The organism is Micromonospora sp. R311, from assembly GCF_056780015.1.
In genome coordinates this window covers 44,674-63,515 of the sequence record NZ_JBSWCE010000036.1, presented here as the reverse complement: position 1 = coordinate 63,515, position 18,842 = coordinate 44,674, and the positions used below count along the sequence as shown (strand labels likewise).

Sequence of the window (18,842 nt, the reverse complement as noted above, 5' to 3'; positions counted from 1 at the left end):
TCCGCCCCCATCGCCGCGGCTGTACGGCCGAGGGCGGCCAGCACCCGAAGAGACAGCGGGCCATTCCTGGCTGGAAAGACGTTGACGAAGATCATCTTGCCGGTTAGCTTGACCACGCTGTGACGTTCCGATGATTCGGGGGCTGGAATGTTTATCGGATCAACCTCGGGTGCGCGCACCCGTCCTACTCGCCGCAGGCTCGTTGCGATGACCGCGTCGCTGGTGCTGTTGGCCGTCGGTTCGGCCTTGCTGACACCGCCCGCGTCGGCGGCCGTCGCGCGGCCGGTCAAGACAAAGGCACCCCTCCCGCCGGCGATCAGCTTTCCGAACGGGAACAGCGTGGTCGAAGGCGGCCAGCTTGCCATCAGGTTCGGCACGAACGGTGACGCCTCGGTGACCAGCTACCGGTACAGCGTGGCTGACACCAACCTGGGCAGCGTGGTCCCGGTGGGGCCTGATGGTGCGGCCAATGTGACGATCGACGTCGGCAACGTGACCGGCGAGCGGTTGGTGTACGCGGTGGCGATCGACCGCCACGGCCGGCTCAGTCCCATGACGCAGGGATCCTTCACGGTGTCCGTCCTGTGGAGCCTCAGGGGCCAGGCGCTCGACATGACCACCTGGCTGCCGGTCGCGGGGGCGACGGTCCGGCTGGAGCCGGTCGGGATCGAGTTTGTTACCGGCCCTGACGGCGGCTTTCAGTTCGCCGTCGGTCCGGGCCTCTACACGCTGACCGGCACTCACGCCGGCCCGCCCAGCCTCTCGGGCAGCAGTCAGCAGCTGGAGGTTGACGGTCAGGGACTGTGGTTCGACCTGTACCTGTTCCCAGACTCCGAGAGCTGATGACCAGTACCCATCGCGATGAGATGGGCCCGCTCGATGGCCCCGGCGCCCGGCGCCGGGGCCATCGTGGTGCCGGCTCCCGCCGGGGGAAAGCATGACATCGCCGTACGTCCACCAGTGCGTTGTTGACGCGCGACATTGCCAGAGCCGCATACCATGTGCGGCTATGACACGTCGAGCCGCGATGGCCGGCATTTCTGCGGTAGTGCTGCTCTTACCGGGTTGCTCGGCTGGCGCGCGGACGGGAGACGAACCCGCCCCGGCGGCGACCGTCAGCGCTGACGCCGCCACTACGGGCAAGGCGATCGACCTGCTGCGGGCGGGTACGGAGTTCATCGACCAGACGAGCTTTCGCGCCGACGTCGACATCGCGAGTCAGGTCACGACGCTGTCCCGCACCGACAACGCCAACAAGCGCGCCGACGCCACGGTTTCGGCGTTCGGTCGGGTCACCGAGATCCGGATGATCGACAATGCGGTCTACATGAAGACCGACCTGGACCTCCCTGGTGTCGGCCCCGGATGGATGACCCTCGACCCGGCGCGGGTGCCGGCAGACTTCGCGCTGAGCTTCGCCCCAGGCAAGAACGATCCCGGCGGTTCGGCCCGCCTCATCAACGCGATCGTCACCGCACGGGCAGACGGCTCCCACATCACCGGGACGATCGACGTGACCCGGATCGGCCCGGGCAACGGGATCAACTTCCGCCCCGGTCCGGGTGGCACGTTCCCCGGCAGCGCGCGCAGCCAGGCGTTCCGCGCAACGCTGGATGCCGAGGGCCGGCTGGTCGGTTTCCTGATCCCTGCCGCCGGCGGGATGCCGGACGCGTCCCTGCGCTACAGCGACTTCGGTGCGGCCACCGACGTCACGCGGCCGCAAGGAGCGGTCGCCGCCCCCGACGCCCTGTATCCCCAGCTCGGCCTGAGCGGCTGAGGCCAGTTGGCCGGGTCCGGCTCGTAGCTCGGCCGGCAAGGAGCATCCGGCAGGCGTCTGCCTGCCTCACCCGTTGGTCTTGACGAACTCATCCGCTCATCCCGCCGACCGCGCCTGGCGTGACAACCCGAGTGCGGGCATCGGCCGGACTCGGGTTGACTGTCCCGGTGGATCGTCAAAAGCTCAGCAGTATCGCGCACTCGCACCACCCGATCGCGGCCCCGATCTTCGGCGTGAACGTCAACCGTCTCCTGCGCCGAGCGGACCGGCAACCGGCGGCTCGCGTCCTCGACCTCGGCTGCGGAGAGGCAGGCTGGGCGCTGCAGGCCCTCGCCCACTACCCCGACGGCCACGCGGACGGTGTGGACATCAGCCCGTACGCCCTCGAACGCGCCGCGGGCGCCGCCGCCGAACGCGGCCTCGCCGACCGGCTCAACCTGCACGAGCGCGACGCCCGGACGTACGTACCTGACGGCGATTACGACCTGGTGCTGTGCGTCGGGTCGACGCACGCGTTCGGCGGATTCGGCGGGACGCTGGAGCTGGCCGGTCGGCATGTGAATGCCGACGGCATCCTGATCGTCGGTGAGGGGTTCTGGCAGGTCCCGCCGACTCCGGAGGCGCTCGGAGCGCTCAGTGCGAAGCCTGGGGAGTTCACCGACCTCGCCGGTCTGGCCGACGTCGCTGAGCAGGCCGGCTGGACGCCGGTGTACGCCCACGTCAGCGGCGCCGACGAGTGGGACGACTACGAATGGTCGTGGGTCGGCTCGCTCACCGAGTGGGCGCTGGACAACCCGGGCCACCCGGACGCCGCCGAGGCACTCGGCGTGGCCCGGGAGCACCGCGACCAGTGGCTGCGCGGGTACCGCAACGTTCTGGGCTTCGTGACGCTGGTGCTGCGCCGGATGTGATCGAGGTGGCCTCCGGGCCGTAGCAGCCCGGATGACCGGACCTCGGAGTGGACGCATCCGAGGGGCCACTCGTGCTCCCCGGCGCCCGCGGCAGCTGTCAGGAGACCGCAGCCTTCACCAGTTCGACAACCTTCTTCTCCACCATGGGGCTCCACTTCTGGAGCGCGTACGACACCGGCCACATGTCCCCGTCGTCGAGGTTGGCCGTGTCCTGGAAGCTCAGGGTTGAGTACCGGTAGTTGAACTTGCCCGCGTCCTGGAAGAAGACGACGATCTTGCCGTCCGCGTTCGCGTAGGCCGGCATCCCGTACCAGGTCTTCGGCGACAGCTCCGGAGCGGTGGCGGTCACCGTCACATGCACGCGCTCGGCGAGCGCACGGTCCTCCGGCGCCATCTGCGCGATCCGGTCGAGGACCGCCTGAAGTCCGTCGGCCTTCTTGGCGCCCTTCTTGCCCTCGGCGCGCAGCTCGGCGGCGCGCTCCTTCATCGCGGCACGCTCCTCGGCGCTGAAGCCGTCGGACTCGGTCATGGAACTCTTCGCGGGCATTCTCAGGCTGCCTTTCGACGCTCGAGGCTCGGCGTGGTGCCGGCCATCTGAAGGAAGGCTAGGGCTGACGAAACTCCCGACGCTTCTTGATTCCTGATCGGATCGGCGTGCTTCGGGGAGGTCCGAGCGGGACCCGTCAGCGACACCGGCGGGCGTTGAGCCGGGCGGCCTGGCGCGTCAGGTGGTCGCGCTCGGCGAGGTTGGGGGCCTTTCGGGCCGCCTCGGCGTACAGCCGTGCCGCCGTCGCCAGGTCGCCGTCGCGCTCGTGGAGGTATGCCGCCACCGCCGCGTGGCGGGGCAGCGCGTCGTCCAGCGCCGCGAGCGCCGCCAGCCCGGCGCGCGGCCCGTCGGCCTCGCCGACAGCCACCGCGCGGTTGAGCCGGACGACCGGGCTGTCGGTCAGGCGGGTGAGTTCGTCGTACCACTCGACGATCTGCACCCAGTCGGTCTCCTCTGCCGTGGGCGCGTCAGCGTGGAGTGCCGCGATGGCGGCCTGGGCCTGGAACTCGCCCAGCCGGTCGCGGGCGAGGGCCGCCTGGAGGATCTCGACGCCCTCGGCGATCGACTGAGTGTCCCATCGGCCGCGGTCCTGCTCGGCGAGTGGCACCAGGCTGCCGTCGGGCGCCGTCCGGGTGGCGCGCCGGGCATGGTGGAGCAGCATGAGGGCGAGCAGCCCCGCCACCTCGGGGTGGTCGACCGCGGCCGCGAGCTGCCGGGTGAGCCGGATGGCCTCGGCAGCGAGGTCGACGTCGCCGGAGTAGCCCTCGTTGAAGACCAGGTAGAGGACGCGCAGCACGGTGGCGACATCGCCGGGCTGGTCGAACCGCACGCCGGAGACCGTGCGCTTGGCCCGGCTGATGCGCTGCGCCATGGTCGCCTCGGGCACCAGGTAGGCCTGGGCGATCTGGCGGGTGGTCAGCCCGCCGACGGCACGCAGCGTGAGCGCGACCGCGGACGACGGCGTCAGCGACGGGTGGGCGCACAGGAAGTAGAGCTGGAGCGTGTCGTCCACCGCGGGCGCGGACCCGGGCGCCGGTTCCTCGTTGAGGAGGTCCTCACGCCGGCGGCGGGCGTCGTCCGCCCGGGTCGCGTCGAGGAACCGGCGCCAGGCCACGGTGATCAGCCAGCCCTTCGGGTCCCGTGGTGGGTCGGCCGGCCAGACGCGGACCGCCTCGACCAGCGCGTCCTGCACGGCGTCCTCGGCCGCCGCGAAGTCGGCTCCGCGGCGGACGAGGATCCCGAGCACGCTCGGCGTGAGGCTCCGGAGCAGGGCCTCGTTCATCAGGTCACTCCGTGATGGTGGGCGGAGCGGTCAGGAAGGGGCGTACCTCGATCCACTCGTGGATCGGCTTCCCGCGCGCGCCGGGGGCGGCCGACAACTCCCCGGCCAGCTCGATCGCGCGCTCGTAGCTGTCGACGTCGATCACCATCCAGCCGGCGATGAGGTCCTTGGTCTCGGCGAATGGGCCGTCGGTGACCGGCGGGCGCCCCTCGCCGTCGTACCGGACGAACGTCCCCTCGGGGGCGAGCGCCTGACCGTCGACGAACTCGCCGGTCCCCTCGAGCCGGGCCGCGAAGTCGCGCATGTACTGCATGTGCGCCGAGATCTCCTCCGGCGTCCACTGCTCCATGGGCACGTCGTTGACCGCAGCCGGAGCGCCGCGGTAGTGCTTGAGCAGCAAGTACTTGGCCACGTGTTTCTCCTCGTGCTGGTGCGACCCCGTTCTGGTCACGTTCACCGCGGGGACGGAGCCAGCCGCGGGTTCTCGACATCGCCACCCGACCTTTTTCGAAGTTGGTTTCCCGCCCCCCGCCTGGCTGGTGCCGGCTGCGGTCTCTCGTGCCCCTGCTGGCACCCGCCGGTGTGCCGGCCCCGAGGAGAACCGTGGCCATCACCGCCCGCGAGCAGGCCCAGTCGTCCCACAACCTTCCTCCGGGAATCCTTCCCTGTCGACGCTCCACAGTCATGATCGGACTGCCCGAGGTTCATCGTGACGGTGGTGATCCGGCGGGTCGCGCCGAGCGCCGGCCGCGGCCAGCAGCAAGGGCCAGGCGGACAGAACGGTCCTTGCGCCCAAACGGTGAGGATTAACTACTTGTGGCATCTCTGGTCCTACATGTTACGAAACCCGGAAAATCCTCTTGTTCCACATGAATCGACCTAGCGTTTGGTCATGGCTCGTCTCCTGAGCCGACCAGAACGGAGTGAGGATCATGTCGATGAGGTTTTTGACCAAGCTCGCCGGCGGGATGGTGCTGGGCAGCGCCGCCCTGCTGCTCGCGGCGCCCGCCACCGCGCTCGCCGCGACCGACGGAGAACGCCAGGAGCCCACCGCCTCGGACCGCGGCCAGACGTCGCAGAAGAAGTCGGACGACAAGCCCAAGACTTTCAACCTGCGCGACAAGAACGGTAACGGGGTGACCTGCGCGACCAACAAGCAGATCAACGAGCAGAACATCTCCCAGGTCATCAAGGACAACACCATCACGGACAGCGTCGTCACCTTCAACCTGTCCGCCGCGCAGTCGGCGGCGAACGACAACAGAACTCAGCCCAACACCATCGTCGTCTGCATCCGCGACATCGACGTGGAGGTGGACGTGGAGCTCGACCTGCTCGGCGACCTCCTCCGGATGGTCGAGGCCAGTCTCGGCCAGCCTGGTTCGCCCCTGGGTCAGCCTGCCGCCACGACTGGCGGCGCGTACGCGGGTCCGGACGGAGCCTGGGTGCTGCCGAAGACGGCCGGCGTCGCGGCCGGTGACGGTGGCGCGCTCTCCGGCACCAACACCGGTGCGCTGACGGCGGCCGGTGCCGGCATGATGGGCGCGGGTGTGCTCGGTGGCATCGCACTGCTGCGTCGGCGGTCCGCCAATGGCACTGCCGCCTAGGGCGGCCAGGAGCGCCAGCGGCCGCCACGGTTTCCCGTGGCGTGCCGCTGGCCTCGTCCTGGTCGTCCTCATCACGCTCACCGGAGCAGGATTCATCGCGTTCGCGGCCACGGCTCCCGAACCGGTCGGGCCGCCGCAGCCCGACCCCGCCGCCGCACCGCAGTCCCTGCTGCCACCGCTGACAGACGAAGCCACCACACCAGAGCCGACGCCGAGTGGAGCCGACGCGTCGCCGCCCTCCGGGGGGATCCAGGGCGAGGCGCGCAGTGCTCGCGGCCGCCTCGAAGGCGATCTCGGGTCCACCGCGAGCCGACCGTCTCCCGCACCGAAGCTGGCAGGGATGCCGCGATCGCAGCCCACCCGCATCCGGATCCCGCGGATCGGCGTTGACGCGCCGACGGTTCCGCTCGGGCTGGACCGGAACCAGCAGATCGCGGTCCCACCGGTGAACCAGCCCAATACGGCCGGGTGGTACAAGCTGGGACCAAGTCCCGGTGAGGTCGGGACCGCGGTGGTGGTGGGCCACGTCGACTCACGCGCCACGGGTCGGGCGGTCTTCTTCCGCCTGGGCGCGCTGAAACCGGGAGACGCCATCGAGGTGCCCCGCAAAGACGGCAAGAAGGCCCGCTTCATCGTCGACGGGGTGGCCCGTTACCCGAAGAAGAAGCTCCCGCTGAGCCTGGTCTACGGTCACACCGGCAAGGCGCAGCTCCGCGTGATCACCTGTGGTGGCGACTACGACAAGGCGGCGAAGTCGTACAAGGACAACATCGTGGTGTTCGCGACGATGGCGCCCTGACCCACGAAGATCGCGCTGTTGGTGACACGCCGGCCTGATCGGCGGCGGCCTTGACGCCAGGCTTCCGGCGTCGGATCACGCAGCTAGGGTCGCAACCCCGAGGTCGTGGTGGCGACAAGCCGTTCGACAGCGGCTTCGCCAGACAGTTCGGTGGCCGCATCCAGGGCGTGCAGGCAGTAGGCCGCCAGCTCGGCAGGCGGGGCGTCGTCGCGGACGTGGCCTGCCGCGGCGGCCTCGGTCAGCAGGTCCGCGAGGAATCCGCGCAGGTGCTGCCGCGCGTCAGCGACATGAGGGCCGTGATGCAGGAGCGCCGAGAGCGGGTGGTCACGGTGCTCGTACCGGATCGCGGCATAGGCGTGCAGAACGGCGTGGAGGCGCCGCTCCGGGCCACCGGCATCGAGGCCGACAGTGGCCAGGTGGTGAAGGTGGTGAGTGACTTGACGTTCGTGCCACGCCACCATGATCGCTTGGACGTCCGGGAAGTACTTGTACAGCGTGGCTCGCCCAATCCCCGCGGCCTGCGCGATCTGCGTCATCGTCACTGACGCCAGTCCATGCTGTGCCACGAGGCGAGCCGTCGCATCGAGGATGGCGGCGTGCACCGTCCGGCGGTGCTCCTCGATCGTGTCGTTCCACAACTTCGGCACCGCTCCAGCATACGAGGCGACCAATGCACGTCATGTTGTCTTGACGCGATACGTTCTGTCTTGCAAAATCTCGGGTGTTCGGTGTCGGCGCGCGAGGAGGTTCAGTGACTGAACAGACCCCCAGTGGTGGCCGCAAGTCGGACGGCTCCTCCCGCGGGCCGTCGGACGGGGCAGCAGACGGCCGGGCCGCCAGGGAGCCGGCGGCGGCGACCAGTGGGCCGCCCCGTTGGTTCACGGTGATGGCCGTCGTCGGTGCGGTGTTCCTGTTGCTGGTCGTAGTACTGCTACTCAGCGGTCACGGGCCGAGCCGGCACATGCACGGTGGGGCCGCTGCCAGTGCGATCCAAGGCTCGTCAACAGCCCCTGCTAGTGAGCGTTGAGAGTGTCGGACGTGCGGATGAGTCCGCTTGGGCGCAAGGTCGGTCTGGTGGCGCACGTGGGGTGTTCGGTGGGCTGGCTGGGGGCGATCTTGACGTCTTTGGTCCTGGCCGTGGTGGGGCTGAGTACTCGTGACACCGAGATGGCCAGGGCTGTTTACCTCCTTCTGGAGGTGGTCGGCTGGTATGCCCTTGTCCCCCTGGGCCTCGCCTCGCTGCTGACCGGGCTCGTCCAGGCGCTGGGCACGAGGTGGGGGTTGTTCCGGCACTACTGGATCATCGCGAAGGCTGCGATGAACCTGGTCGCGGTCGGTGTGCTGCTGCTGTACACGCAGACCCTGGCCTATCTGGCGGACCGCGCCCGCGCTCCCGGCTTTGCCGCAGCCGTCGACCGGATGAACGGCCTGTCTCCAGTCGTGCACGCCGCAGCGGCGGTCGCGCTTCTGCTCACGGCGCTGGTCCTGTCCGTGCTCAAGCCGAGAGGGCTCACGCCGTACGGGCGGCGCCGCATCGCCTCGATGCTCCGCAGCGACGGCGCTGCCCTCAGGACGAGGCGGGTCGGCATCCTGCCGTAGCGGAGCCGGCGAGTCGCAACGGGAGGCGCGGCATCGGTGGGGCATTCGCCAACGGTCGAGTCGACAACGCGGGCGGCCGGCAGCGACCGGATGAACGCGCCGGCTTCCTGCGGTGAGATCCCCTCACCCGAAGAGATGAGCCCGGTCGCCGCCACCTTCTGCGGACCGCCTACCCACCCATGGGTCAGCTACGGCTCGACAGTGTCGTCTCAGCCCGCACCCGGATGAAGTACTCAGAATGCGACCGGGTGCCCGCCGGATGTGGCGGGCAACGACTCGGCCAAGCGTGCGGAGAGGCCGTCCGGCGGTTTCCACCAATGCGACGGATGGCGGCTGCGGCCGGAATGGGGCTGCCTGATGGGCGGGTGATTCTCCTCCTGCTCCGCCAGGTTCGCAGTGTTTTCAGGAAACTGCGCCGGGTAATCGGTGGCCGAGAGCCCGGCAGCCGGTCGTGAGACCGGGACGCCGGGAGTGTCCGAGGCACCTACGGCGTACCGCGGGCGTTCTCTCCCCCGCGGTACCGCGCCTTCCCTGGAGGCGTTGACCCGATGGGAGCTTGATGATGAAGTCACGGGTTCGACAGAGCACGCTGTCCGTTGCTCTCCTGGTCACCGGTGGCGCTGTTGCCGCTCCGGCGATGGCAGCTCACGCCAGTCCCGCAGTAGACAAGCCGCCCGTTACGGTGCAGCTACCGCAGGAGTCGCAGCCGCCGCCGGAGCCGCCCAAGCCGCCCCAGCCGCAGCCGCCTCCGGACGAGGACAACCGGGTGCTGGAGCACGACTACCAGAAGCAGCCGAACGGCTACTACTGTGCCCCGGCCGCAACCCGGATCGCCCTGTCCACGCAGGGCAAGGTCCTGAGTCAGAAGGAGGTCGCCCAGAAGTTGGGCACGACCGAGGCCGGCACGAACTCTGCCAACGACACCACCCGGGTGCTCAACGAGGTGACCGGCGGTGGCTATGAGACCACGGAGATCGGTGGCGTCAACGCCACGCAGGAGCAGGTCGACAAGCTCCGTGCCGACGTGGTTGAGGCGGTCGACGCCAAGCGGGGCGTAGTGGCCAACACCATGGGAACGGGAGTTGACACCGAGGGTGAGCAGCATGTGTTTCCCAGTGGGCACTACGTGACCATCGTCGGGTACGACGACCACGGCGACAGGCTGAAGGTCGCCGACCCGTACGACCCGGAGAAGCACTACTGGATGACCGACCAGAAGATGGCCAACTGGATCGCCGCCCGCGGCTACTCCAGCTGATACCACCCGCCACCCGCCGCAGTCCGGCTCCAACACCCCGAGGGCCCGGACTGCGGCCCTACGCGCTCGGAGACCGGACGCCATTTGCCCTGTCCGGCTACCGGGCGACGTACCACTGTCGTGACTCCGATCGCCTCCGCCGACAGGATGGTGATCACGATTCTGGTGGGGGCCAGGCGGTGCGGAAGGTGCGACGGTAGGCGTCCGGCGGTACACCGACCGTGCGGTTGAAGTGTCGGCGCAGCGTCGTGGCGGTTCCCATGCCGGCCGCCTCCGCGATGGCGTCGATGCTGCTGTCGGTCTTCTCCAGCAGTTCCTGGGCCCGGCGGATCCGCTGCGTCGACAGCCACTGCAACGGGGTGGTGCCGGTTACCGACTTGAAGTGGCGGGCCAGGTTGCGCGAACTCATGTTCGCCCGGCGAGCCAGGTCCTCCACGGTCAGTGGACGGTTCAGCCGTTCCATCGCCCAGGGGAACAGGTTGGCGAGGGGATGGTCGTCGCGGGCGGGTACCGGCGTGGTGACGAACTGGGCCTGGCCGCCGGCGCGGTGCGGCGGCACGACCAGGCGGCGGGCGACGGCGTTAGCGACCGTCGAGCCGTGGTCGCGGCGGATCAGGTGCAGGCACAGGTCGATCGCGGCGGCTTTGCCGGCAGAGGCGAGCACGTTGCCGTTGTCGACGTAGAGCACGTCCGGGTCGACCTCTACCCGGGGATAGCGGGCGGCCAGCGCCTCGGTGTGGGCCCAGTGCGTGGTCGCGCGCAGCCCGTCCAGCACCCCGGCGGCGGCCAGCACGAACGCACCGGTGCACAGTGAGACCATCCGGGCGCCCGCCGCGTGGGCCGCGCGGACGGCGTCGAGCAGGTCGGGTGGCACGTCCGCGTCGATGTCCTCCACGGCAGGGATGATCACGGTGTCGGCGCGGGCGAGTCGGTCCAGCCCGTCGTCAGGTTCCATCCGGAATCTGCCGATCCCGACCGGGCCCGGGCCGCAGACCACGAGGTCGTACCACGGGTCTGCCAGGCCCGACGGGTCGCGGACGAAGACCTCGCAGGCCATGGCGACCTCGAAGTGCAGCATCCCGTCGGTGGCGGCGAGCGCGACGGTGGCCATGTCCGAAATTGTACGGGCGATGGCGTTCCAGACACTGGTCGGGGCCGGCCGCCGCGGAGAGGATCTTCTCAGTCGATCTTTCGAGGAGCATGGAGGAACCGCAGATGGGTTCTGGTCAGACCGTGGCGGTGTTCGGTGCGTACGGACACACCGGGCGGTTCGTGGTGGCGGAGTTGCGTGATCGCGGGTTCGTCCCGCTTCTCCTCGGTCGCGACGCGGGCAAGCTCCAGGCGTTGGCGTCGTCGCATCCTGGGCTCGAACACCGGGTGGCGTCGGTCGACGATCCCGCCTCGCTCGACCAGGCATTGAAGGGCGCGGCCGCGGTCATCAACTGCGCCGGCCCGTTCGCCTCGACCGCGGCCCCCGTGATCGAGGCCGCCCTGCGCATCCGGATCCCGTACGTGGATGTGGCGGCCGAGATCGAGGCCAACCTCGATACCTTCACGCACTTCACCGACCGCGCTGGGACTGCGGGCGTCGCGGTGGTCCCGGCGATGGCCTTCTTCGGCGGGCTCGGCGATCTGCTGGTCACGACGGCGATGGGCGACTGGACGGCGGCTGACGAGGCGCACGTCGCGTACGGACTGAGCAGCTGGCACCCGACGGCCGGAACCCTCTCCTCCGGCACCGTCTCCCGGGACCGGCGCGACGGCCACCGTGTCCGCTACACCGGTGGCCGTCTGGAGTACTACGTCGACGAGAGCGACCTGCCGGCCCTGGACTGGGACTTTCCCGCTCCGATGGGTACCCGGCCCGTCCTCGGCGGGTTCACGATGGCCGACGTCGTCACCGTCCCCAGCCACCTGTCCATCCCCGAGGTGCGCACGTACATGACCGTCGACGCGGCCAAGGATCTGGCTGGCGCGGACACGCCCGCACCGACTGCGGTCGACGAGCGTGGGCGGTCGGCGCAGACGTTCACCGTCGACGTCATCGTGCGCTCCGGCGACACGCGACGACGCGTCGTCGCCAGCGGCCAGGACATCTACGCCATCAGCGCACCGCTGGCGGTCGAAGCGGTCCGTCGGATTCTCGGTGGTCAGACGAGGACGAGCGGCGTCGCCTCCGCCGGCGAGATCTTCGACGCGCCCGACTTCCTCCGCGCGCTGTCCCCGTACATCTCGCTCGAAACGCGCCACGTGTCTCGGGCGTCGCAGCCCGCCTGATCGTCCGGGACCGGGCGATGCGCGGTCGCCTCGTGCGATCCAGCCATGCGGTGAGCGGGGTTCCCGGCAGGGCTCAGAGCCAGGGTGGTGGGCCCTCGAAGGTGAGGGTGTGCACGTCGAACAGGACGGCCGCCTCCACGCCCAGCGCCGGCCCGCTCTGGCGGGCCGCCCAGGTGAGCAGCGGCCCGGGTTCGGGCCCGGCCACGCCCAGGCCACGGGTGTACTCGGCGTGCGCGGCCAGCGAGGCGATACCGCGCTGCAGCGGCTCGCCGGTGACGTCCACGCCGTGCGTGGGGCGCTCGGCGCCGGCGAAGCAGACGTAGCGCACGCCACCCCAGGGCAGTAGCCCCTCGTCCACGAGTTCCGGGAAGATCCACCGGTTGCCCGCGTCGCGGGCGGCGTCCAGCGTGGCCAGCCCCACCGCCCGGTGGTCGGCCTGGTTGGTCATGCCGCCCACCATGCGGACGGTGAAGGCGCCCGAGACGATGACCTCGGGTCGGTGCCGGCGGATCGCCCGGACGATGTCCCGGCGGAGGTCTGGACCGTACTCGACGACCCCGTCGCGGTGGTCGAGGAACTCCACGACGTCCACGCCGACCTCCCGGGCCCCGGCGCGCTGCTCCTCCTCGCGCAACGGCGCGGCCTGATCCGGGTGCATGCCGTCGATCCCGGCTTCGCCCCGGGTCGCCAGCAGGTAGCTGACCTGCTTGCCCTGTGCGGTCCAGCGGGCGATCGCCGAGGCCGCGCCGTACTCGATGTCGTCAGGGTGTGCGGCCACCGCCAGGCACCGCTCCCAGTCCTCCGGCAGGGCCGGTAGAAGCTCATCCACAGCCCACACCGTAGCCGCCTCTCCGTCGATGCGGCGCCGCCGCGTCGGCAACATGGACAACCGTCGAGCACGCGATACTGGGCGGGTGGATCCCAGCCGGCTGCACCCGCAGGCACGGGCGGCGATGCAGGTCCAGCAGCGCGTCCCGCTCACCCGGGCGACCCTGCCGGCGGCACGGCTCAGCATGGTCCAGGCGACCCCGGCCGAGGTGGGCAGCGCACCGGCGATCCGGTCCGTGGTCACCGTCGACGCCGGCGGCGTGCCCGCCCGCCTCTACCGCGACGGCGAGCACGACGCGATGCCGGTGGTCCTCTACGCCCACGGCGGGGGCTGGGTGATGGGCGGCGTGGACACCCACGACGGGCTGTGCCGGCACCTCGCGGCCGCGTCCGGCTGGGCCGTGCTCTCGGTGGACTACCGGCTCGCGCCCGAGCATCCATACCCGGCCGCGGTGGACGACATGGCGCGGGCGCTCGCCTGGCTGCGCGGGCCCGGGGCGGCTCGGCACGGCCTCGACCCGGGCCGGATAGCGGTGGCCGGTGACTCCGTGGGCGGGCACCTCGCGGCGGTGACCGCTCGGCGCGCCCGGGATGCGGGGATCCGTCTTGCGGGTCAGCTCCTCATCTGCCCGGTCATCGACCCCGCGGCCGACTATCCGGCCCTGGACGAGTACGGCCTGGACCGGGAGGAGATGGGGTTCTTCTGGGATGCGTTCGCCCCACCCGGCGTGGACCGTACCCAGCCGGATCTGGACCCACTGCGGGCCGACCTCACCGGCCTGCCTCCCGCCGTGGTCATCACCGCCGAGCTCGACCTGCTGTCGGCCGAGGGCGAACGGTACGCGGCCAGGCTGCTGGCGGCCGGCGTTCCCGTCACCGCGACCCGGTATCAGGGGCTGATCCACAATTTCCCGCGGAAACTGGCCCTGTTCGACGCCGCCCATATCGCCCTGGCCCAGTTGGCCGCCGCGCTGAACCGTTGGTGACCGGCCCGCCCGGACCCATGGCGGTGGCTCGACCAGCGCACGCGCACGGCACTCCACGTCGAACGGCTCGACACGTGCCTACCGGGCGACAGTCGCGGGAAGACCTCCGTGACGCTGCGACAGACCGAGCATCGACGAACACATCGTGCCAGGATGGTCGTCGTGTCCGGTCGCGCCCTGAGCTTCGGAGTGGTGGCGGAAGCATACGAACGGTTCCGGCCGGGCTATCCCGTGGAGCTTTTCGACCTGGTGATGACGTACGCGGGTCAGCCGGTCCGGACTGCCCTCGAGATCGGCGCCGGGACAGGCAAAGCAACTCGTCTGTTCGCGCGGCCGGGGGTCACGGTCACCGCGACCGAGCCCGACGGGGCCATGCTCGCCGAGCTGCGTAAGCACGTGCCAGCAGACGTCAAGACCGTGCAGGCCGCGTTCGAGGACCTGCGACCGGGCGGGAGCTACGGGCTGGTCTACGCGGCAGCGGCGTTGCACTGGACGAACCCGGAGGGTCGCTGGTCGCGCATGGCCGGGCTCCTGGAGCCGGGTGGCGTGTTCGCCTCGTTCGGTGGGCCGGTCCAGCTGGCTGACCCGGTGGTGGAGGAAGCCGTGCGCGCGGCCCGGGCACCGTTCCTGGAGAGCGACGAGATTCCGTCTCCCGATGGGACGCCGCCGGAACACGAGATGCAGTGGCCGGGTACGGAGCTCCAACGGTCTGAGTGGTTCGCCGATGTCCGGCAGTCCATGATTGAGCGGCGCCTGACGGTGAGCGCCCGCGACTACGTCGGCCTGCTCTCGACCATCTCGGCCTATCTCGAATTGCCGACCTCCGAGCAGGAGCAGGTATATCGGCGGATCATGCACGTCCTGCCGGAGACGGTGGAACTCGCCGCCGACATCACCGTCCATGTCGCCCGTCGGCGCTGAGAGAGCCCCTCGCCGGCTGCCGTCACCCGCCGGGGGATATCGGCGCTAGGGCTTCCAGCCGGGATCGCGGCCGGTGAGCCCGAGGACCCGGTCGAGCAGGGGAGCGTCGGCGGGCGGAGTGATCGACGGCCCGAACAGGCCGGGGGTGCCGTCGCTGCTCGCCTGTTGGGACACCAGGCGGTGGACCGTCTCGACGATCTGCTCATCGACGTCGTAGGGCTGACCGGTCGCACGGGCGAGATCCCATCCGTGGATGACCAGCTCGTTCAGCGCGACGATGCCCATGACCCCGGCCGGCAGCACCACCCCGCCTGCCGCGGCGTCGCCCGTCCAGGCGGCCGGCTCACGCCACGCCGCAACCAACTCATCGAGCTGCACCGGCAGACGCGTGCGCCACTGCGGGTCGAGCTTCGCCATCGAGGGATCGCCGGGGCCGGCGGGCGCGGCGTCCGGCCCCTTCTCAGCAGCTGCCCGGAACGCGACCGTCAGCCCCATGACGTGGTCGAGCAGATCGCCGACCGTCCACCCCTCGCACGGGGTGGGACAGGTGAGCTGGTCGTCGGTCACTTTCCGCAGCAGTGCCTCCAGTGCGCGTGCCGGGGGCTCGAAATCCACGTTGCCGTCGTTGCCGGTCATCTCGCTCCTCCATCCTGGGATGCCTCTGGACGCTACGCGCCGGGACCGACAAGACGGGTGGAGAGCCATGGCGGCTGACGGAGCGTTCGAGGCGGGCGGAAGCTCTTCTCGAAGCTGATGGCGGTCGCCCAGCAAACCTAGTCGGCAGGGGAGACCGTGCAGTCGGACCCCGCGGCTTCGACGTTCCAGAGCCGCCCGAGCGCCGCCACCTGGTGCAGGCGGATCGAGCCGAGTTCGTCGGGGACGTGGGGGTCGGCGACGAGCCGGCCCTCGCGCGGTTCGATGCCGAGCATCGTGCGGAGGAACAGCAGGGGCGCCCCGCTGGCCCAGGCCTGGGGATTGCAGGCGGTCGGGTACGGCACGGGCTGGCGGCCGAAGGACCGGTCGTAGCCGGAGAACGCCTCGGGCAGCCGGTGGTCGGAGTAGCGGGAGGCTTCCAGCATCGCCATCGCGATCCGGTTGGCCTCGTCGCGGTGACCGTAGCGGGCCAGCCCCGCCGCGATGATCGAGTTGTCGTGTGGCCAGACCGTGCCGACGTGGTAGCCGATGGGGTTGTAGCCGACGTCGGCGGTGGACAGGGTGCGTACGCCCCATCCGGAGAACATCTCGGGTGACATCAGGTGTCGCGCGACCTGTCCGGCGCGCTCGTCGGGGACTATGCCGCTCCACAGCAGGTGACCCATGTTGGAGGTCATCGAGTCGATGGGCCGCTTGTCGCCGTCGAGACCGACGGCGTAGTACCCGCCCCGGTCGGGGATCCAGTAGTCCCGGTTGAACCGTTCGCGCAGGCGCGCGGCTTCGGCCCGTAGGCGCCGGGCCAGGGTGGGGTCCTGCCACGGTCCGTCGGCGAGTTCGGCCATTCGCAGTTTCGCGTCGTACGTGTAGCCCTGCGTCTCGCAGGTGGCGATCGGTAGGACAGGTATCGTCCCGTCGGCGTACTGCACGCCGTCGGGAGAGTCCCGCCAGCACTGGTTGCCCAGGCCCTGGGTCGAGCGGGTGGCGTATTCGACGTAGCCGTCGCCGTCGCGGTCGCCGTACCGGTCGATCCACCCCAGCGCGGCGTCGGCGTTGTCCCGCAGCCGGTGTAGGAGGTCGGCATCCCCGGTCCACCGCCAGTACTCCGACAGGAGGACCAGCCACAGCGCGGTGGTGTCCGCGCCGCCGTAGTAGGGGTGGTAGGGCTTGAGCCCGAGCTGGGTGAGCTCGCCCGTGCGGTACTCGTGGAAGATCTTTCCCGGCTCCTGGTCCGTGAAGTCGTCGTACGTCTTCGCCTGATGGGTGGCCAGCACGATCAGGGTGCCCCGGGCGACCTCCGGCCCGCAGGTCATGGTCTGGTACGCGGTGATCAGCGTGTCGCGACCGAAGGCGGTGAGAAACCAGGGCAGGCCCGCGGCGAGCAGGACCACCGGTTCCCCGGCGACGGTCTTCTCGATCCGCATCGACACGAGGTCAACCGCCGACTTGTGGTAGACGTCGCGGAGCAGGTCGGCATCCGCGTGCAGGTGTGGCTTCTCCGCCGCCCATCGGGTCGTCGGGTCGTGCGGCCCGTGATCGAACGCCTCGCCGAACCCGCGCACCACCGGCCGAAATCTCTCGTCGCCGCAGCGCAGCGGAACGCTCAGGTCGCAGCTCCACCGCTGTCCCCGTTCCAGGCGTACGGACCACACGAGGGTGTCGCTGTCGATCAGGTCGGCCGGCGGGTCGGCCTCGACGCGTACCGACGCCGCGTAGCTGCCGTTGCGGTACCGGAAGGCGAGGGCCGAGCCGTCCGGTTCGTGCTGGCGGGTGATGTCCGGGGCGCGGTCGCGGCCGGACTCCTTGATCTCGAACAGGTCCGCGAAATCCGTCCCGACGGCCAGGCGCAGTCGGATGGTCACCGGCTCGATCCCGAAGTACCGCAGTTCGACCCGCTCGTAGAGGCCGTCACCGACGAAGCGCTGCCGTCGCACCCCGACCCGGTTGGCGGGCAGGCCGGGTAGGCCGGAGTTGGCCAGGAAGAACGCCGCCGAGTAGGCGTCGACGGTCCCCGAGGAGAGCACCAGCAGCTCGGCGTCGTCGATGGTCAACTCCCAGTGGTTGAGGAACCGGGTGTCGTCGTGCACCAAGCCGCCGATGGAACCTCTCGGCACGTTCCCACAGGCGTCGGAGAACATGAAGGTGCGGCCCTCGAGCACGCCGACCGCGTCGGGCCCCAGTTCCGGCGGCAGGTCCCGGCAGGCGCCGCTCGGAACCCCCGGCCGGGTCGCTGCGCCCGGCATCGGGTCCGCAGGTGTCGGCCGCCGTGATGTCGCCGTCACCACACCTCCTCGATTCGACACGTGTTCGCCCACTGCCGGGCCTCGAAGCGGAAGGTCCCAGCCGGGTCGCCGTCAGGACGTGGTCAGTCCGGCCGGTGGGTTCCCGGCCACGCGCAAGTCATCCCGCGCCATCCGTTGCCGACCCGAACCGGTGGGGACCTCGGCGTCCGGACATCCCCGCCCATGACGCCCGATCGACGCGCTGCAGCACGCGAGCCGGGAGGAGGTTCGCGAGCGAGGGGAGTTTCCGCCGAACCGTGCCTGAACCCCGCTTTCGGCCCAGCTGTGGGGTTCGACATCTCGACACCGCACCGGCGCGCTCAGTCGGTCAGATGGCGCCGCCGTTGGCGAACAGCACCTGGCCGTTGACCCAGCGGCCGGGGCCGGCGAGGAACGCGACGACCTCGGCGACGTCCTCGGGGGTGCCGATCCGCTCCAGTGGCGGCTCGGCGGCGATCCGGGCGATGGTCTCCTCGTCCTTGCCGCGCAGGAACAGTTGGGTGGCGACCGGGCCGGGGGCGACCGTGTTGACCGTGATGTCGCGGCCGCGCAGTTCGCGGGCGAGGATCAGGGTGATCGCCTCCACTCCGCCCTTGGTGGCGGCGTACGCGGCGTACCCGGGTCGGCTGAACTTGGTGATCGAGCTGGAGATGTTGATGATGGCGCCGCCGGCGCGCAGCCGGCGGGCGGCCTGCTGGGTGACCACGAGGGCGCCGCGCAGGTTGGTGCGGATCACCCGGTCGATGGTCTCGAGGTCGAGATCGACCAGCTGGCCCATCGGCATGATGCCGGCCATGTTCACCACCACGTCGATCCCGCCGAACTCCCGCTCCGCGGCGTCGAACAGGGCGTTGACCGCGTTCTCGTCGGCGACGTCGGCCTGGACCGCGATCGCCGTGGCGCCGGCGCCGGTCAGGGTCGCCATGGTCGCGTCCGCGTCGGCCTGGTTGCCGGCGTAGTTGACGACGACCGCGCAGCCGTCGCCGGCCAGCCGCTGTACGACCTGCCGTCCGATGCCACGGGAACCTCCCGTGACGATCGCGACGCGTTGTGCTGCGCTCATGCTGACCCCCCGTCGACCCGTGCTCCTCCGTCGAAACTAGGCGTCGCGCCGCGC

19 protein-coding genes are annotated in these 18,842 nt (G+C 70.3%); 10 read left to right on the top strand and 9 right to left on the bottom strand.

Annotated features, from left to right (window positions below; genetic code table 11):
* Nucleotides 1-207: 207 nt before the first annotated feature.
* From AC1WTP_RS26775 to AC1WTP_RS26765, 3 genes are all read left to right on the top strand, one after another.
* A complete protein-coding gene (locus AC1WTP_RS26775; RefSeq protein WP_481652039.1) occupies nt 208-843 on the top strand; it encodes a hypothetical protein in 636 nt (211 codons plus the stop codon).
* Nucleotides 844-1,009: 166 nt separating this feature from the next.
* A complete protein-coding gene (locus AC1WTP_RS26770; protein WP_481652038.1) occupies nt 1,010-1,777 on the top strand; it encodes a hypothetical protein in 768 nt (255 codons plus the stop codon).
* 167 nt (nt 1,778-1,944) lie between these two features.
* Complete coding sequence (locus tag AC1WTP_RS26765) at nt 1,945-2,688, top strand: SAM-dependent methyltransferase (protein ID WP_481652037.1); 744 nt, start codon at nt 1,945-1,947, stop codon at nt 2,686-2,688.
* A 97-nt stretch (nt 2,689-2,785) separates the two neighbouring features.
* Here AC1WTP_RS26765 and AC1WTP_RS26760 read toward each other — a convergent pair whose 3' ends face one another.
* The 3 genes from AC1WTP_RS26760 to AC1WTP_RS26750 all read right to left on the bottom strand — a co-directional run bounded on the left by AC1WTP_RS26760 (nt 2,786) and on the right by AC1WTP_RS26750 (nt 4,929).
* Complete coding sequence (locus AC1WTP_RS26760; RefSeq protein ID WP_481652036.1) at nt 2,786-3,235, bottom strand: iron chaperone; 450 nt, start codon at nt 3,233-3,235, stop codon at nt 2,786-2,788.
* Nucleotides 3,236-3,371: 136 nt separating this feature from the next.
* Nucleotides 3,372-4,517 carry an RNA polymerase sigma factor gene (locus tag AC1WTP_RS26755; protein ID WP_481652035.1) on the bottom strand — a complete coding sequence of 382 codons (1,146 nt, stop codon included), beginning with the start codon at nt 4,515-4,517 and terminating at the stop codon, nt 3,372-3,374.
* A gap of 4 nt (nt 4,518-4,521) precedes the next feature.
* A complete protein-coding gene (locus AC1WTP_RS26750; protein ID WP_481652034.1) occupies nt 4,522-4,929 on the bottom strand; it encodes a YciI family protein in 408 nt (135 codons plus the stop codon).
* A 535-nt stretch (nt 4,930-5,464) separates the two neighbouring features.
* On the opposite strand from AC1WTP_RS26750, the gene AC1WTP_RS26745 reads away from it, so the two are divergent.
* Together AC1WTP_RS26745 and AC1WTP_RS26740 are read left to right on the top strand one after the other, a co-directional pair.
* Nucleotides 5,465-6,124, top strand: coding sequence for a hypothetical protein (locus AC1WTP_RS26745; protein WP_481652033.1), 660 nt, complete (start codon nt 5,465-5,467; stop codon nt 6,122-6,124).
* Entirely contained in the window at nt 6,108-6,923 is an 816-nt protein-coding gene (locus AC1WTP_RS26740; RefSeq protein ID WP_481652032.1) for a class F sortase, read from the top strand. The genes AC1WTP_RS26745 and AC1WTP_RS26740 overlap by 17 nt, the downstream gene beginning before the upstream one ends.
* An 83-nt stretch (nt 6,924-7,006) precedes the next feature.
* Here the strand turns inward: AC1WTP_RS26740 and AC1WTP_RS26735 are convergent, their stop codons facing one another.
* Nucleotides 7,007-7,570 (bottom strand): TetR/AcrR family transcriptional regulator, encoded by a 564-nt coding sequence (locus AC1WTP_RS26735; RefSeq protein WP_481652031.1) that lies wholly within the window; start codon nt 7,568-7,570, stop codon nt 7,007-7,009.
* Nucleotides 7,571-7,961: 391 nt separating this feature from the next.
* On the opposite strand from AC1WTP_RS26735, the gene AC1WTP_RS26730 reads away from it, so the two are divergent.
* Nucleotides 7,962-8,522: a DUF2269 domain-containing protein gene (locus AC1WTP_RS26730; RefSeq protein WP_481652030.1), complete on the top strand. Its 561-nt coding sequence runs from the start codon at nt 7,962-7,964 to the stop codon at nt 8,520-8,522.
* A gap of 682 nt (nt 8,523-9,204) precedes the next feature.
* Nucleotides 9,205-9,780 carry a C39 family peptidase gene (locus tag AC1WTP_RS26725; RefSeq protein ID WP_481652029.1) on the top strand — a complete coding sequence of 192 codons (576 nt, stop codon included), beginning with the start codon at nt 9,205-9,207 and terminating at the stop codon, nt 9,778-9,780.
* 154 nt (nt 9,781-9,934) lie between these two features.
* Here the strand turns inward: AC1WTP_RS26725 and AC1WTP_RS26720 are convergent, their stop codons facing one another.
* Nucleotides 9,935-10,891: a helix-turn-helix domain-containing protein gene (locus tag AC1WTP_RS26720; protein WP_481652028.1), complete on the bottom strand. Its 957-nt coding sequence runs from the start codon at nt 10,889-10,891 to the stop codon at nt 9,935-9,937.
* Nucleotides 10,892-10,995: 104 nt separating this feature from the next.
* On the opposite strand from AC1WTP_RS26720, the gene AC1WTP_RS26715 reads away from it, so the two are divergent.
* Nucleotides 10,996-12,057 carry a saccharopine dehydrogenase family protein gene (locus tag AC1WTP_RS26715; RefSeq protein WP_481652053.1) on the top strand — a complete coding sequence of 354 codons (1,062 nt, stop codon included), beginning with the start codon at nt 10,996-10,998 and terminating at the stop codon, nt 12,055-12,057.
* Nucleotides 12,058-12,130: 73 nt separating this feature from the next.
* Here the strand turns inward: AC1WTP_RS26715 and AC1WTP_RS26710 are convergent, their stop codons facing one another.
* The gene (locus tag AC1WTP_RS26710; RefSeq protein WP_481652027.1) at nt 12,131-12,886 is read right to left on the bottom strand and encodes a PIG-L deacetylase family protein; all 756 of its coding nucleotides are present in this window, start codon (nt 12,884-12,886) and stop codon (nt 12,131-12,133) included.
* Between the two features lie 85 nt (nt 12,887-12,971).
* Between AC1WTP_RS26710 and AC1WTP_RS26705 the strand changes: the two genes are divergently transcribed.
* Nucleotides 12,972-13,871: an alpha/beta hydrolase gene (locus AC1WTP_RS26705; RefSeq protein WP_481652026.1), complete on the top strand. Its 900-nt coding sequence runs from the start codon at nt 12,972-12,974 to the stop codon at nt 13,869-13,871.
* Between the two features lie 153 nt (nt 13,872-14,024).
* Complete coding sequence (locus tag AC1WTP_RS26700) at nt 14,025-14,792, top strand: class I SAM-dependent methyltransferase (protein ID WP_481652025.1); 768 nt, start codon at nt 14,025-14,027, stop codon at nt 14,790-14,792.
* A gap of 45 nt (nt 14,793-14,837) precedes the next feature.
* Here AC1WTP_RS26700 and AC1WTP_RS26695 read toward each other — a convergent pair whose 3' ends face one another.
* The 3 genes from AC1WTP_RS26695 to AC1WTP_RS26685 form a co-directional block, all read right to left on the bottom strand.
* Nucleotides 14,838-15,428, bottom strand: coding sequence for a TIGR03086 family metal-binding protein (locus AC1WTP_RS26695; RefSeq protein ID WP_481652024.1), 591 nt, complete (start codon nt 15,426-15,428; stop codon nt 14,838-14,840).
* A gap of 137 nt (nt 15,429-15,565) precedes the next feature.
* Entirely contained in the window at nt 15,566-17,686 is a 2,121-nt protein-coding gene (locus AC1WTP_RS26690; protein WP_481652023.1) for an amylo-alpha-1,6-glucosidase, read from the bottom strand.
* A gap of 367 nt (nt 17,687-18,053) precedes the next feature.
* Nucleotides 18,054-18,788: an SDR family oxidoreductase gene (locus AC1WTP_RS26685; RefSeq protein ID WP_481652022.1), complete on the bottom strand. Its 735-nt coding sequence runs from the start codon at nt 18,786-18,788 to the stop codon at nt 18,054-18,056.
* Nucleotides 18,789-18,842 lie beyond the last annotated feature (54 nt).